Origin of the sequence: Alkaliphilus sp. B6464, from assembly GCF_018141165.1 — a bacterium.
Classification (GTDB): domain Bacteria; phylum Bacillota; class Clostridia; order Peptostreptococcales; family Natronincolaceae; genus Alkaliphilus_B.
Window position 1 is genome coordinate 2,543,934 of record NZ_CP058557.1, and the last position, 15,401, is coordinate 2,559,334.

Consider the following 15,401-nt stretch of genomic DNA (forward strand, 5'->3'; position numbering starts at 1 on the left):
AATAACCTGCAGAAAATTATAGGACAACCTAAGAAAAATACATGGGTGTTGTAGAACGTAGAATGGGGTAAAATGGGAAGAAAATCAACAAGCCGTATTATAAAAGAAATGACCAGTTGGAATAAAAATTGAAATTAGAGCAAATGAAGAGGCATAGATGAAAAAAAGGAGCTTTATATAACTCCTTTAACTCTATTAATTGTTTTTATTGTTATCTATTAGTTGCTGCTCACCCATTTCAACTAGTTTTCTTACGATATATCCAGTATGATTTGAAGCTAGAGATCGGGGATCATCTACACCAAATTCTTGAGCAACTTCAATTTTAAATTGTTCTAAAGCTTGGCGTGCTTCAGGCATAACGAGTTTATTATTAGCCAATGTTCTCCACTCCTTTTAATAATTTAGTACAAGCTCTGTAGTAAATAGGATGTGTAAAAGATAAAATAAATATGCTAAGTATAAATTACGGTTAGATACTGTTATTAAGAAATTATAAAGATCGAAATCATATAAAAGAGAAAGAAAATATTTTATAAATAATTCAGTAGTAGGGATAGATAAGAGAAAAATTACTATGATATTATGATGATGTAAATTATTTAGACTAGAGACAAAAGAAATGCCATATTGGTCGAAAATAAAAAAATATAGAAATAACTTAACATGGTATAGATTTATATAAATAACAATTTGGAATGTGCAAGGAGGAGGCAATTGAAAAACTTAGATATGGCAAGTAAGTGAGTACTATTTAAAAAAAGAAGTGCAGATGGTAAATAAACAATATAAAGATCAGCGATATGTTTCGTCTTCAAGCTGTTAAGTAGGTGGGTCGGATGCTTAGATGCAGAAAATGCAAAAGAAAAGTTAAGCATACAACACTGATAGTAATTGGAGATGGAACTTACTGCAGTAGATGCTTATTTAGAATAAAAAGCACTGGTGAAGTAGAAAGATATTACACAAGTGTAAGAGGTCGGGTATTTGTAAGTTTCAAATATATTGAAGGACTTGAAGTTAGGAGTATTTACCATATGAAATCATCGTAGGAGTGAATTTGCACAAATGATGCCTTCAATATTGTGCCGCAGATTTGGGATACTGCATGGAAAAATGGCACAATGGATTGTATGACAGAACTTTTTATGAAAGCGGACTATCGCCCAGCTGGATTTCTTGGAATAAGTGCTGGGGGTAGATGGGGAAATTCGGAGGAAATGGATTATTACCTTGCCGTGACAACATATGTTGATGTTCCTGAATGTAAAAGAGTTGAACCATTTGATGGTATGGACATGTTTGAGTTTCCACAGGCTACATGGGTAATATTTGAAGCAAATGGAGAATTACCAGATGCTGTTCAGCAGGTTTATAAAAAGTTTTATGCAGAATGGCTGCCTAATTCTGGTTATGAGCTGGATAATCTGCCTGTTATTGAAAGTTATATGCAAAATAACAGGCAGGAAGTATGGATTGCCATAGTTAAATCCAGTAACAGTTAAAATATAAAAATTATAGGTAAAAGGATTAAGGTATAGTTTTATTACTCAAGCAACAATCTGTGTTTATGGAATAAAGCATGCTGGGAGGATAATATATTTATCAAAAAATAACAATCAGCTTCCGAAACTATGTATTTTAGCTATGAAGTTTCCATATGAATCAATATACAGAAAATGAGTGTAATGTATAGTTTTATTTATTACAGATCATAAAGAATATTAGTAGTAAGAATAAGATTTCAAACTATTTATACTCTTCTACTATAAACTATAAAATGCGAATATTTTATTCTAATACCGTATTATTCAGAAATGAATTTTACGGTATTTTTGCGTCGCAATACAAAAATTATGTAAAATAAAAAAGGGGACATAGACGAATATATAAAAAACATGTAATATAAACATTCCCATGCAATATTCGATATGTTGGAAGATGAGGACAAATATTGCAGGGGAATTGTTTTTGGTATGAAAGAATTGTAATAAGTTGCGCTACAAGGATATTGTCTACTACTGATATGGATGATGATCTTTTATTTAGCATAATTGTCTTTTAAGCTTTTTAAGCTGTTGCTCCATATCTGCTATCTGATTTTTAAGTTCTTCTTTAGATTCTAAACTCGTTTGCTGGGCAGCCTTAGTAAGTAAACTAGCTCCAATTTGTGTAAAAACATTTCCTAGTACATTAAGTTCATCAGTGCTCAAATTTTGTGACAATAAAACAGAAAGGAAAGAAACTATAAGTACTAATGTATCTGGATTTATATTTGAAAAATCTGACATGTATACCACCTCATAAGTATTATATGCATTTTAAGAGGAAATGGCACAACGCAATTGTTGGATGTATGCACAATATTAGTGTATTTCGACATTGCAATAGACGCGTGCAAAAATTGAGTGGTAATACGTATCACAAGAATATTATAAAGAAGAAATTAATTTCTATCTATAAATAAAGTACCATCACTTTGAACTTCGGCGTAAAAAACATCTTCTATATTAGCAATATTATTTTGTTTAAGTTTAGTTGTAGGCCATTCTTCATTTAAATTTAATTCTTTTAAATTATGTTTTATTATTTTTCCATCAACAATTATCTCAAATGGAATGTAATTTAAAGTGTTAACAGGAATATTCATATCTTCCTAAGTTATTTGTTGTTGTTGAGGTTTTTTCATTACACTTAACTTACCATCTGGTTCTAATATTGCATATTCAACTTCTGTAATTGAAAATATGCTGTGTTCTCTAAGCATCATTGATAAATCATCCACTTCAAAATAAAATCAAGTGAAAGAGAGATGTGGTCTTCTGTCAACAAAACGGACAATAAAAACTTGATATATTCTTGAATCGGCTAACCAATAGATCTATCCTCAAAATCATATGGTGAAGACATTTCACAATGACTGTGAATTCTCTGAGTATTGTAAAATGCTTCGATATATTCAAAAATAAGTTCATGAGCATGACTAATATGCCTTATGACGAACCTGTTGAGCCACTCTCTCTTTATTAGAGCATGAAAAGACTCAATGACAGCATTGTCCCAAGGGGTTCCCTTTTGTGAATAGTTTCTAATAAATTTGCCTGCTGGTGTTGCCTCAATGTACGCTTTTGATACATATTGCACACCTCTGTCGCTGTGAATAATTATCGGAGCATCTGTTTTTCTAGATGTTTTTGCCTTGTTGATGGCTCTTAGTACTCCTTCCGCCCCAAGAGTATCTGAAAGTGCCAACCTATGACTTTTCGTGAGAATAGATCCATTACTGTTGTTAAGTAAACGAATCCGCTTACTGTCCATACATAGGTAATATCTGTTTGAATTCATTGTAAATCTCTACAATTTCTTGTTTAACTTGTTTTTTTCTAATTTTTTGATTTGAATCTTTTCGTTTCAAATAATCATAGTATCCGGAGGATGAAACGACTAGTAGTTTAAGCACACTGCTAACTGAAATTCGGCGCTTCTTAGATGACTTTTCTACTTCTGTGTAGATCGCTTCAGTTAATCTTTGTTCAGTATGCCTATGGCCTTTTTAATATTTCAAGTGCATCTTCTTTATCTCTTAGTTCCTTTTTTAGCCTTGCAATTTCTTTTTCTGCATCTGATGAATAATTGCCAGAGCCTCTATGATTTACTACACCATCATTTTTCTTGGCATTTTGAATCCAGTTATTAAGACCTGTAGTACTGATTTTCAGATCCTCTGCTGCTTCTTTTATTGATTTACCAGATGAATAATAATAATTAACTGCATCTTGTTTAAATTCTGCGCTGTATTGTTTTTTTGTTCCCATAAATAATCTCTCCTTGTCTGATAAATTTATTATATCAGATTCAAGGACATACCACGTTTATGTTCTACGTTTTTTATTCTATCACCAATGGTTAAATGAATATAGGGGAAATTATGTTACTTATTCTATATCAAAAGATCTAGGACTAGGGGAAGGTATGGAGAGGCGATGATAACTAATTATTAGAAATGAATATTGTTACTAATATATTTTGGAGTATTAGCAGTAGAAGAGAAAAAATATAAATATTATAATTACGTACTGAATAAGTTCGTTAAGATAAAGTAAACGTATACGTTTAAAAAACGAATTAAATTTAGAATATAATGATATATTAAAGTAAATAATAAATCTCAATTAAAGAATCTAGCATAGTACCGATGCTTAAGACTTCAGGACTACTTAAACTAAAATTTGAATGGCTTATTAATTGAAATATACATTTCTTAAAAATTTCTATTTGGTTAATTAATAATATTAAAAATTCTTTCTTCACAAAAACAACTCCTTTTAAATAAAGTCATAGAGAATATTATAGTATACTTGATATAAAAAATTTGTCGAAATTTGCGTATTTATTGCGGTAATTGAATTATTTTTATCAATCTTATAGAGGATATTAAGATTTCATGAAGAATTAAAAAATATATAATTTTATTAGTGGAGGGGTATTATGGGCTTATTAGGTGGAATAATGGGAAATGCATCTGAGGTAAATATTAAAGATGTAAACAAGGAATATGCTAATATTTTAGCTGAAAATGAGACTATAGAAAAGTCGTATAAGTTAATAAGAGATATGTTTATATTCACTAATAAGAGATTGATATTGGTGGATAAGCAAGGAGTGACAGGTAAGAAAATCGAATATCATTCAATTCCATATAAGAGTATAACTCATTTTAGCATTGAAACAGCAGGACATTTTGATTTAGATGCTGAGTTGAAGATATGGATTTCTGGAACATCGGCACCAATTGAGAAACAATTTAATAAGAGTCTTAACATATATGAGCTGCAGTCTGTATTAGCTACTTATATATTAAGATAGTCAAATTAATTATAGAGCCATCGGCTCTTTTTTCATTCAATAAAACAAACAAATAGCAACCAAATATATTTTTAGACAACTAAAAAGCCATGGGGTTGGAGTAAAATATACCCCTGGACATTTTTTATTGTTAAAAAAATATAGTCAATAATGAACACAATGATAGATAAAGAAGTATAGTGACATTATAGGATATTATAAAGTAAGGTCAATGAATCCTGATAGGCATATTATACTATGTGTGTATGCTTCTACTTTAATTAATAAATTATAAATATTAGATTAGTAAAAGGGGGACTACTATGAAAACAACATTTTGTGATAGATGTACAAAGGAATTCATAATAGAGATTCAAGTACAGAAATTAGAGAACAATATCGAGAAATTTTATTTCACTTGTCCTCACTGTGACACACAATACACAAGCTATTATAGCAGTATACTAATTAAGAGAAAACAAGAGAAAATGAGGATACTACAAGATAAATATAACAATATAAGAAGCAGGGATATTAAACAAGCGCAGAAACTAATTAAACAGATAGAAAAGCTTAAAAAGGAAATAGATAAAGATATTAAAGCTTTAAAAAGAAAATTTGATAATTAGCATCTAAATAGGTGCTTTTATTTCGCCATTTTTAGTATTGTTAGGGAATGAAGAAAGAATTCCTCAGTTGTAGCCGGCCAGCATAAGGGGCAAGTAAGAAATAAGAAAGGAGAATAAAAAGTGAAAAGCCAGTAGTAGAAGAAAGCTATAGAACAGCAGTAGAGATATATCTAGCAACAGGTGAGATTTCAGTGTAAAGTAATAATATACGAAAGGTGGGATTTTATAAGTGATTAAATATTTACAGAAGCAAAACAAGGAACGGTTAGATAAATTTAATTTACCTAGTTTTACAGGCAAAACAAAGGTCATGGTTATGGAAAAAGATATACCATATGATTTAGGTTTCCTAGGTATTAAGGAAGTAGTTAAAGTAGGTAGCTATGCTATGCATGCTTCATGGACAGCACAGGTGATTAAGCTTATTAATCCTGAAGCAGAGATATACGCATCAAAAATAGATTTCCCCCAAGTTGTAGACTACTGCATAAAAAATGATATAAAAATAATTAATGCTTCATTTACATGCATGAATAATTCTAGTAGACGAGAAGCCTTAAAAAAATTCTATGATTGGGGAGGTATTTTTGTAGCTGCAAGTGGAAACGAATCGAATAGAGATGTACAATTTCCAGCTAACTCAGAGCATACAATTGCAGTTGCAGGAACAAATGTAGAATCTTCCGTATCACAAGAGTTAGATGTATATACCGAAGGAAATATCTATGTTAGAAATAAAGATGAAGGATTTTTCCACTATTATAATGGTACATCAAGTTGTGCACCTGTAATTGCAGGATGTATCTCACTAATACTAAGTGAGTATCCTAGCTGGAATTGTGAGGATATTAGGAAGTTCTTAAAGCAGAATTCTAAGTCATATGACGAATTCGCTGGTGTTTTTAGTTTTCCAGATAGCTTTGAGATAGAAATAGATAATCCAAAGAATGAAGATGATAATATGTCAGAAGAAATAAAATTCAAAGATATCAAAGGACATTGGGCAGAAAAGGAAATAAAAGAAGGTACTGAAAAGGGAATCCTAAAAGGTTATCCAGACGGTACATTTAAACCAGACAAGCCCTTAACACGTGCAGAGTATATCGTAGCCGAACTTAGAAAGATTATAAAGAGAAAAGAGTAGTTTGTTCTGGCTGTAAGAAAAAGGGGGAAAACAAATGAATATAGAGAATATAAAAAACAAACTAGAATCAAAAGAATATGATTTCTTAAGGAATAATGAACATCTTGGAGATAGGATTATATTACTAACAACGGGAGGTTCATATGCATATGGTACTAACATAGAAACAAGTGATTTAGATATTAGAGGAATTGCAATTGAAGGGGAAAAAGAAGTTTTAGGATTATCCAATTTTGAACAATTTGAGGATGTTTCTACTGATACTACAATTTATGGACTTAAAAAAGTAATTGGATTATTATTAAATTGTAACCCCAATACTGTTGAAATGCTAGGTACAAAAGATGAACATGTATTTATATTGTCAGAAGAAGGAAGGCTTATAAGGGAGAATATAGATTTATTTTTATCGAAAAGAGCAATACACAGCTTTGGTGGATATGCAACTGCTCGTGCGACTTGTAAGTAACTACTTCCAATTCGTCAGTCCTTCCAAATAAGGAAGGTATCATAGTTATCATGATATTCCCACTCGAAACTGCTTACCGAGTAATTGGTATGTTGGGTTGCATGAGAGAAACGCCTAATTGTGTAGTAATTCCAATGAAACATGGGCAAGGGAAAGAATAATATGGTTAACGATAAGTGAATATCTATAAGCATCATAAGCGTAGATAGAGGAAATGGAATTGATACCTCTAATGAGAGTTAAGAAAAAGAACATGGGCTGGTTCTTGTGTGATAACCAATGTTGAGAAATCAACAAGCTCTCTGGTGTATTGGATAAACCTAACCTATTCGTATCTGACAGTAGTTAAACAAGGTAAGTCCTATAAGGTCATAAGAAATTATGTAGGTCAACCGTAAGGAAGATACAATCCCTTAGAGGATAAAGGATTTCTAAAAAAGCTAACGCCAGTATGTCGAAAGACAAAGGGAATGGAAATAACCTACTGGATAGTATCATTTGATACAACTCGAAAGAGTGCTGACTTTAGAATGGTTCACACCATTAATAAAACGGAAAGAAGATAATCTATAAAGGAGGAGTAAGTGATGAATACTTCGGTGAAAAACTTAAATAAAATCAGCAGAAAGTCCACGACTTCTCTAATATCGGATATATCGCAAGTCGAATGGACTAAGATAGAAAGATATGTGGAGAAGCTTCAACAACGGATATTTAATGCTGAAAGTCAAAGAAATCATAGAAAAGTAAGGGAGCTACAAAGACTTCTTATGAGAAGTAAATCTGCTCTATTACTATCTATAAAACAGGTAACTCAAATTAATAAAGGCAAAAGAACAGCAGGAGTAGATGGATACAAAGCTTTAACACCAAAAGATAGAACTAATCTATATAATAAAATGGTAGTTCAAGACATAAATTTACACAATCCAAAACCTGCTAAACGTATCTATATTGAAAAGAAAAATGGTAAATTAAGACCATTAGGTATTCCAGTAATTAAAGATAGAGTGTACCAAAACATTATCAAAATGGCATTAGAGCCACAATGGGAATGTAGATTTGAACCAACATCATATGGGTTCAGACCAAAAAGAAGTACACATGATGCCATTGAAGCAATCTTTAATAAATTAGCACCTAAAAAGAAGCAATGGATATTTGAAGGAGATTTCAAAGGTTGCTTTGACAACTTAAATCACGATTATATCATTGAACAATTAGGTAACTTCCCTGCAAAAGACTTAGTTATTAAATGGTTAAAAGCAGGTTATATAGATAATAAAGTATTCAATACTACGGAACAAGGAACACCTCAAGGTGGTATAATATCTCCCTTACTTGCAAATATAGCTTTACATGGCTTAGAAAAAGCAGTAGGAGTAAAATACTATGAATATAAAAGAAAAGGTATTAAAGAAATAGAAAACAGAGGTAGTATTAGTGTAGTAAGATATGCAGATGACTGTGCGCCACGAAGGCGTGTCCAAGTAGCGTAGCTACTTGAAGACAGCTATGCTGTGCAGATGATGGCGGTAGGCCCGCCGAAATCGCCATACAGGTGGAGGTTTCAAACTACCTTAAGGTGCTGTGGTCAAAAGCCATGGTATTGAGCGTTAAGGAAAAGGCAGTATCTAAACTGTCAAGTGCGTATTAAGGAGATGAACGAGCAAGTGAACCACTTACGAAAATGTCGAAAGCGTAGAGATTCCATCAAAACCAGGGGGTTGTCGTTAATCTGGGATAAGTCTAGGGGAAACCTGTTTACTGCCTAGATGGTGGGCGGCATAAAGGTGGCATGAACTTAATACAGGCGTCTGTACGGAACGTGGGAACCCACGGACTGATGTCAAGGGAGTATATCAAGCGGAAGAACCGCAAGATAAGAGTACCAATGCAGTCATGGGGGCAGATTGGGTTGTAGTAGTGAGGAAGTTTCTGTAATGGGAATGGAGTGAAGAACCCGAGTTATTCAGTTTCAAGAATAAGTCAACTTTGAAAGGAGGAGGAGCTTATGCAAGAAACAAAGCCATATAATATTTCAAAATGGAAAGTGAAAGAAGCCTACGAAAAGGTGAAAGCAAACAAGGGAACATACGGAGTCGATGAACAATCAATTGAAGATTTTGAGAAGAATCTAAATAATAATCTATACAAAATCTGGAATAGGATGTCATCAGGGAGTTACTTCCCCAAACCTGTAAGGGCAGTAGCAATACCTAAGAAAAATGGAGGGACTCGTATCTTAGGAATACCAACAGTAGAAGATAGGGTTGCACAAATGGTGGCTAAAATGTACTTTGAACCCTGTGTAGAACCAATATTCTATGAGGATTCCTATGGATATAGACCGAATAAATCAGCGATACAAGCATTGGAGATCACAAGAGAAAGATGTTGGAGAAAAGATTGGGTGTTAGAATTTGATATTAAAGGTCTTTTCGATAATATACGGCATGATTACCTAATAGAAATGGTAAGTCGGCATACAGAAGAAGCATGGATAATTATGTATATTAAACGCTGGCTGGTTGTACCATTTCAAATGGAGGATGGAACAGTCATCGAAAGAACTTCTGGTACACCACAAGGTGGGGTAATCAGTCCAGTACTCTCAAACTTGTTTCTACACTATGTATTTGATGACTTTATGACAAAACAGTTTCCAACAATACCTTGGGCAAGATACGCAGATGATGGAATAGCACATTGCGTATCTTTAAAGCAGGCGAAGTATCTTCAACGAAGATTAGAAGAGCGATTTCTGATGTTTGGACTTGGATTGAACTTAGAAAAGACAAGAACCGTGTATTGTAAAGATGAAGACCGAAAGGGGAATCATGAATATACATCTTTTGACTTTTTAGGGTATACATTCAGACCAAGACATGCAAAGAATAAGTATGGAAAATTCTTTACAAACTTTCTTCCAGCTATTGGCGAGAAAGCAAAGAAATCTATACGGAAAGAAGTCCGAAGTTGGAAATTGCAACTGAAACCTGACAAAGATTTATGGGATATAGCAAATATGTTCAATAGTAAGATACAGGGTTGGATTAATTATTACACGCATTTCTACAAATCAGAGATATACGATGTATTAAGGTATATCAATGGATGTCTTGTTAACTGGGTTCGTAGAAAATATAAGAAGCGAGGGTCAAGGCGACGTGCTGAGTATTGGCTTGGTATAATAGCAAGGCGTGATAAGAATCTGTTTGCACACTGGAGGTTTGGAATATTACCATCGGCTGGATAATGGGAGCCGTATGAGCTGAGAGGTTCACGTACGGTTCTGAGAGGGACTTAAGGGGAGGTTCCTTAGGTCTACTCACTGAATAGCACATTGCGTATCTTTAAAGCAGGCGAAGTATCTTCAACGAAGATTAGAAGAGCGATTTCTGATGTTTGGACTTGGATTGAACTTAGAAAAGACAAGAACCGTGTATTGTAAAGATGAAGACCGAAAGGGGAATCATGAATATACATCTTTTGACTTTTTAGGGTATACATTCAGACCAAGACATGCAAAGAATAAGTATGGAAAATTCTTTACAAACTTTCTTCCAGCTATTGGCGAGAAAGCAAAGAAATCTATACGGAAAGAAGTCCGAAGTTGGAAATTGCAACTGAAACCTGACAAAGATTTATGGGATATAGCAAATATGTTCAATAGTAAGATACAGGGTTGGATTAATTATTACACGCATTTCTACAAATCAGAGATATACGATGTATTAAGGTATATCAATGGATGTCTTGTTAACTGGGTTCGTAGAAAATATAAGAAGCGAGGGTCAAGGCGACGTGCTGAGTATTGGCTTGGTATAATAGCAAGGCGTGATAAGAATCTGTTTGCACACTGGAGGTTTGGAATATTACCATCGGCTGGATAATGGGAGCCGTATGAGCTGAGAGGTTCACGTACGGTTCTGAGAGGGACTTAAGGGGAGGTTCCTTAGGTCTACTCACTTTGTTATCATATGTGAAAAAGAAGAAGAAGCTAAGAGTATGTACGATAAATTAACGCCTTACTTAAATAAAAGAGGATTAGAATTAGCCGATGATAAAACAAGGATAGTTCATATCACAGAAGGTTTCGATTTCTTAGGATTTAATGTTAGAAGTTACAATGACCATAATAAAACAAAATTATTAATTAAACCATCTAAGGAGAGCATAAAGAAATTCAAAGCTAAAATATATGATGTGTTTGAACATAATAAGGGTAAAAATGCTAACTATCTAATAAATAAGTTAAATCCACTAATAAGAGGTACTGCTAACTACTGGAAATCTACTTGTTCAAGCGAGATTTTCTCTTCAATGGATAACTATATATTTGGAAAGATAGTGAAGTTTTTAAAAAGACTACACCCTACAAAAAGTTGGAAATGGAAGTGTGAAAGATACTTTAAACCGGATAAAACTGGTCAAAGTAAAAATAAATGGATATTAACCGACCCAGATAAAGGTATACAATTATACCAAATGGGATGGACTTCTATAATAAGACACACTTTAATAAAGATGAATAATTCGCCATATGATGCTAACCTCAAAGAATATTTCCATAAAAGGAATATTAAAGAGTTTAATAGACAAAATGTTGATATAAAACAGAAAATGGCAAAATTCCAGAACTATAAATGTTATCTATGTGGTAACTCATTAGTTGACGATAAGGAAGGAACTGAAATTCATCATAAAAAGCCAATATCTAAGGGTGGAAAGAATACAATAAAGAATATGGTATTAACTCACATATCTTGCCATACTGAATTTCATAGAACGTATCCAATCAAAGGAGAAATCCCAGATACGAAAGAAATTCTAAAATATAAAAAAGCCTTGAATAATAAAAGAGTATAGACTTTTAGAAAAAAGTGGGCTTGAGCCGTATGTGGTGAAAGTCACAAGTACGGTTCTTAGGGGGGAAGGAAGTAGTAATACTTCTGCCCTACCCGACAATTGAGAAGGCTCCAAAATGCTTTAGCAAGAGATAATTATCCACAATCTATCCACTACGAGATTTCAAAAATATCTATTCTGAGATGGGGAATGTAATTAAAGACTATAGTAAGCTTAACCATAGAAATAGAAAGAAAGATGATTTACATTTAAACAAACATGCAATGCATTTAGTAAGATTATTAGCTATGGGAACAGAATTGCTAGAAGGGAAAGGTATAAATACCTATAGGGAGAATGATCGTGAACTCTTATTAGAAATTAGGGATGGTAAGTATCAGAATGAAGATGGTTCGTTTAAAGAAGAATTCTTTGAATTAGTAAATCAATATGAGGTAAAATTGAAGTATGCTGCTGATAATTCACCATTACCATTTAAGCCCAACTTTAATAAAGTCGAGGAATTATTGATTGAAATCAACAGAAGGAGACTTTTAAAATGAAAATTCAAATGCCACAAGAAGTACATAGGATATTAGGTATATTAAGTTTTTATGGTTATGATGGATATATTGTTGGCGGATGTGTGAGGGACAGCATTCTAAATAAGATACCTAATGACTGGGATATATGCACTAACTGCACTCCAGAAAAAATGTTAGAGGTATTTAGTTGTTTTAAAGTCATACCTACTGGACTAAAGCATGGAACTCTCACTGTAGTTATTAATGAAGAAAATTACGAAGTAACCACATATAGGATTGATGGAGAATATACAGATGGTAGACATCCAGAAGAAGTTGAGTTTACAAATAACTTAAAAGAAGATCTAAAAAGAAGGGATTTTACAATTAATGCAATGGCCTACAATAATAAAGAAGGATTAATTGATTACTATGGTGGAATTGCAGATATCTTTAACGAAAAAATAAGATGCGTAGGTGATCCTTCTGAAAGATTTAGTGAAGATTATTTACGTATGCTAAGAGCAATAAGGTTTTCTGCACAGCTGGGGTATAGTTTAGATGTAGAGACATTAAAGGAAATAAAAAAGCTATCTAAAAATGTTATAGATATTAGTGAAGAAAGAATTAGAGAAGAATTGAATAAAATCCTAATGACAGATATGCCAGCAAGAGGTTTAAAGCTGCTGAGTAGTGCTGATCTGTTGAAATATATCATACCAGAGTTAGAAATATGCGTTGGATTTCAGCAGCACAACCCAAACCATGACAAAGATGTTTTTAGTCATATTTTAAGTGTAGTTGACAATACTGAGAAAGATCTAATATTAAGGTTGGCGGCATTATTTCACGATATAGGAAAGCCAGAAACATTCAGTCTAGGCGAAGATGGTGTAGGTCATTTCTATAAACATCATTTAAAAAGTTCAGACATTGCAGAGGAAGTAATGAAGAGACTAAAGTATGATAATAAATCCATTGAACAAGTTATAATTTTGGTTAGGGAGCACATGTCTAGATATAAGAACTTAAGAGTTAAGAACACTAAAAAATTTATTAATAGAGTGGGAATTGACAATATTGAAAGGCTATTTAAACTTCAGATTGCAGACATAAATGGTTCAACTAAAAAGGACGGTGTAAGTAATATATTTGAGTTAAAGAATGAAGTTGAACGAATTTTAAATGAGAAACAACCATTATCTATAAAAGATTTAGAAATTAATGGGCATGATTTAATTCAATTAGGGATACCACAGGGAAAGCAGGTTGGTACGGTTCTAAATGAGTTAATGGAAATAATATTAGAGAACTCAGAACTAAATAGAAGAGATATTCTTACAGAAATCGTGATTCAGAAGTGGATTTAAATAACATAGAAATAGATGATTTTATAGAAAAATATATTGAATTGAATGTAAATATACAAAAAATTTAACAATTGATATTAAGAAGATTGGAACTTTGTTATGTCCTTTTCTTACTCCTATTAGTTACAGTTTAGAGGTTGTGTTAAAATAAGCTAAGGTGGTTTTATTAACAGGAGGAATTAGTAATGAATAGTAGCGTAAAACCACTTAATTCCATAATTGATAGACATGCTAAAGCTTTAATATTAGGATCAGTGCCTGGAAAAGAATCATTAGAGAAACAACATTTAACTTCAAGCAGCCCGGCAAACACCATTTCAATTGAAAGAAAAACCATGGAATGGAAGATCATTAAAGAATATTTAACAAGAGTTGAAATTGCAAATAGTTCTAGGGCAGATTATTTTGTGTCTATTCATATTAATAGCGCTAATAATCCTAAAGCCACAAAGTCAAAAAGGGATTAGACTAGGTGAGAGACTCTCTCCTAGTCTTTGTCTTTTTTATTCTATTAGTGTTTTTCGTCAATTCCTATTTCATGATTAAGGATTTCTTGGATTCTGATTACAATCTTATCTAAATCGAGGTTAGCTTCTTTTTTTATACTTTTTTTAAGCATTGGTCCAATTTGTTGAATATCATCTAGTATATCTTGCAAAAGTTCTAATGCAGCTGTTGCTTCTATAATTTCTTTAGGAGTTTCAACTATGTTAGCTAAAATTGATGTTTCTGTACGAGAAGCAATCAAAGGACTATCGATTTCTTCAATATAAACATAAGTTCTTTTCCCAGGACCTCGATCATTCTCAATAGGTTCAAGCGCAATAATCTTATCGGACCTAATAAACTTACCATACCCTAAGGGGACGATAATATTTTTCCTTACTTCCATTAAACGTCATCCTTTCTATCTAAAGACATAAATATATTTTGTACGTTATAACTGCTAATATACTAAGATGATGAATATGAATACTTGAAAGTTAATAAATGGATATATGGTAATATTGAGAATATAACTTTTTTATTTTTAAAGTAAAAATATAGAACAGTTTATATGTAATTTCATAGTATATATTACAACTACTAATAGTTTTGGAACGGAAAGAAAAAAAGTGTGTACTTTGCAGTACTTAAAATTAAAAAAGGTAGGTGTAATATATGAGCGAAATTATTGAAAATTGTGGAGAGTGTGGTGAAAGTTTAGTCCAAAATATTGAAAAAAGTGGAGTTTGCGATGAAAATTTAGTAGGAAATATTGAAAATAATAGGGGTTGCGATGGAGGTATTGGCGGTATTGGCGGTATTTTTGGAAAGAATAGAAATAGTTTGCTTTTCTTTTTCTTGCTATTAGTTATCATTTTCTGCAACTGTGGTATTTTTAGAGAATCAGGAGAAAGTATGCTGTTCTTCTTCTTATTACTTGTTGTACTATTTTGCAGACGTGGACTTTTCGGATGTTAAAAAGATATATAAAACAGAGCAATGGGGTAGCTTAGGCTATCCTGCTTTTTATTCTGCACAAATAAAAAAATTGGTTGAGACTATATACATTGTGTGCTCTAGAAA

At 32.5% G+C, this 15,401-nt stretch carries 20 protein-coding genes and 1 pseudogene; 14 read left to right on the top strand and 7 right to left on the bottom strand.

Annotated elements, in window-relative coordinates:
• Positions 1 to 195: 195 nt before the first annotated feature.
• Complete coding sequence (locus HYG84_RS12735) at positions 196 to 360, bottom strand: alpha/beta-type small acid-soluble spore protein (protein WP_249168617.1); 165 nt, start codon at positions 358 to 360, stop codon at positions 196 to 198.
• A gap of 479 nt (positions 361 to 839) precedes the next feature.
• Between HYG84_RS12735 and HYG84_RS12740 the strand changes: the two genes are divergently transcribed.
• Entirely contained in the window at positions 840 to 1,052 is a 213-nt protein-coding gene (locus HYG84_RS12740) for a hypothetical protein (RefSeq protein ID WP_212377803.1), read from the top strand.
• A gap of 33 nt (positions 1,053 to 1,085) precedes the next feature.
• Complete coding sequence (locus HYG84_RS12745) at positions 1,086 to 1,505, top strand: GyrI-like domain-containing protein (RefSeq protein WP_330655461.1); 420 nt, start codon at positions 1,086 to 1,088, stop codon at positions 1,503 to 1,505.
• Positions 1,506 to 2,045: 540 nt separating this feature from the next.
• On the opposite strand, the gene HYG84_RS12750 is transcribed toward HYG84_RS12745, so the two are convergent.
• The 5 genes and pseudogenes from HYG84_RS12750 to HYG84_RS12765 form a co-directional block, all read right to left on the bottom strand.
• A complete protein-coding gene (locus tag HYG84_RS12750; RefSeq protein ID WP_212377805.1) occupies positions 2,046 to 2,291 on the bottom strand; it encodes a DUF5320 domain-containing protein in 246 nt (81 codons plus the stop codon).
• A gap of 155 nt (positions 2,292 to 2,446) precedes the next feature.
• Positions 2,447 to 2,770: pseudogene (locus tag HYG84_RS20690) on the bottom strand (DUF421 domain-containing protein).
• Positions 2,771 to 2,868: 98 nt separating this feature from the next.
• Complete coding sequence (locus HYG84_RS12760) at positions 2,869 to 3,318, bottom strand: integrase core domain-containing protein (RefSeq protein ID WP_249168620.1); 450 nt, start codon at positions 3,316 to 3,318, stop codon at positions 2,869 to 2,871.
• The gene (locus HYG84_RS20395; protein ID WP_249168621.1) at positions 3,308 to 3,460 is read right to left on the bottom strand and encodes a hypothetical protein; all 153 of its coding nucleotides are present in this window, start codon (positions 3,458 to 3,460) and stop codon (positions 3,308 to 3,310) included. Before HYG84_RS20395 ends, HYG84_RS12760 begins: the two co-directional genes overlap by 11 nt.
• A gap of 82 nt (positions 3,461 to 3,542) precedes the next feature.
• Positions 3,543 to 3,815, bottom strand: coding sequence for a transposase (locus HYG84_RS12765; protein ID WP_212377807.1), 273 nt, complete (start codon positions 3,813 to 3,815; stop codon positions 3,543 to 3,545).
• Between the two features lie 673 nt (positions 3,816 to 4,488).
• Between HYG84_RS12765 and HYG84_RS12775 the strand changes: the two genes are divergently transcribed.
• From HYG84_RS12775 to HYG84_RS12825, 11 genes are all read left to right on the top strand, one after another.
• Positions 4,489 to 4,866 (top strand): PH domain-containing protein, encoded by a 378-nt coding sequence (locus HYG84_RS12775; protein ID WP_212377811.1) that lies wholly within the window; start codon positions 4,489 to 4,491, stop codon positions 4,864 to 4,866.
• A gap of 302 nt (positions 4,867 to 5,168) precedes the next feature.
• Positions 5,169 to 5,474 carry a hypothetical protein gene (locus HYG84_RS12780; RefSeq protein WP_212377813.1) on the top strand — a complete coding sequence of 102 codons (306 nt, stop codon included), beginning with the start codon at positions 5,169 to 5,171 and terminating at the stop codon, positions 5,472 to 5,474.
• 229 nt (positions 5,475 to 5,703) lie between these two features.
• Positions 5,704 to 6,618 (top strand): S8 family serine peptidase, encoded by a 915-nt coding sequence (locus HYG84_RS12785; RefSeq protein ID WP_212377816.1) that lies wholly within the window; start codon positions 5,704 to 5,706, stop codon positions 6,616 to 6,618.
• 34 nt (positions 6,619 to 6,652) lie between these two features.
• On the top strand, positions 6,653 to 7,087 hold the full coding sequence (locus HYG84_RS12790; RefSeq protein ID WP_212377818.1) for a DNA polymerase beta superfamily protein: 435 nt from the start codon (positions 6,653 to 6,655) through the stop codon (positions 7,085 to 7,087).
• A gap of 587 nt (positions 7,088 to 7,674) precedes the next feature.
• On the top strand, positions 7,675 to 8,586 hold the full coding sequence (locus HYG84_RS12795) for a reverse transcriptase domain-containing protein (protein WP_212377820.1): 912 nt from the start codon (positions 7,675 to 7,677) through the stop codon (positions 8,584 to 8,586).
• A 515-nt stretch (positions 8,587 to 9,101) separates the two neighbouring features.
• Complete coding sequence (gene ltrA / locus HYG84_RS12800; protein ID WP_212376060.1) at positions 9,102 to 10,346, top strand: group II intron reverse transcriptase/maturase; 1,245 nt, start codon at positions 9,102 to 9,104, stop codon at positions 10,344 to 10,346.
• 145 nt (positions 10,347 to 10,491) lie between these two features.
• Positions 10,492 to 10,983, top strand: a complete 492-nt coding sequence (locus HYG84_RS12805; protein ID WP_249168622.1) for a group II intron maturase-specific domain-containing protein — start codon at positions 10,492 to 10,494, stop codon at positions 10,981 to 10,983.
• A gap of 115 nt (positions 10,984 to 11,098) precedes the next feature.
• A complete protein-coding gene (locus HYG84_RS12810) occupies positions 11,099 to 11,959 on the top strand; it encodes a group II intron reverse transcriptase (protein WP_212377822.1) in 861 nt (286 codons plus the stop codon).
• 182 nt (positions 11,960 to 12,141) lie between these two features.
• Positions 12,142 to 12,501, top strand: a complete 360-nt coding sequence (locus HYG84_RS12815; RefSeq protein WP_330655463.1) for a hypothetical protein — start codon at positions 12,142 to 12,144, stop codon at positions 12,499 to 12,501.
• Positions 12,498 to 13,832 carry a CCA tRNA nucleotidyltransferase gene (locus tag HYG84_RS12820; protein ID WP_212377824.1) on the top strand — a complete coding sequence of 445 codons (1,335 nt, stop codon included), beginning with the start codon at positions 12,498 to 12,500 and terminating at the stop codon, positions 13,830 to 13,832. The genes HYG84_RS12815 and HYG84_RS12820 overlap by 4 nt, the downstream gene beginning before the upstream one ends.
• Positions 13,833 to 14,017: 185 nt before the next feature.
• On the top strand, positions 14,018 to 14,299 hold the full coding sequence (locus tag HYG84_RS12825; RefSeq protein ID WP_212377826.1) for an N-acetylmuramoyl-L-alanine amidase: 282 nt from the start codon (positions 14,018 to 14,020) through the stop codon (positions 14,297 to 14,299).
• 44 nt (positions 14,300 to 14,343) lie between these two features.
• On the opposite strand, the gene HYG84_RS12830 is transcribed toward HYG84_RS12825, so the two are convergent.
• Positions 14,344 to 14,724: a hypothetical protein gene (locus HYG84_RS12830; protein WP_212377828.1), complete on the bottom strand. Its 381-nt coding sequence runs from the start codon at positions 14,722 to 14,724 to the stop codon at positions 14,344 to 14,346.
• A gap of 269 nt (positions 14,725 to 14,993) precedes the next feature.
• Here HYG84_RS12830 and HYG84_RS12835 point away from each other — a divergent pair, with 269 nt between their 5' ends.
• Entirely contained in the window at positions 14,994 to 15,296 is a 303-nt protein-coding gene (locus HYG84_RS12835) for a hypothetical protein (RefSeq protein WP_212382387.1), read from the top strand.
• Positions 15,297 to 15,401 lie beyond the last annotated feature (105 nt).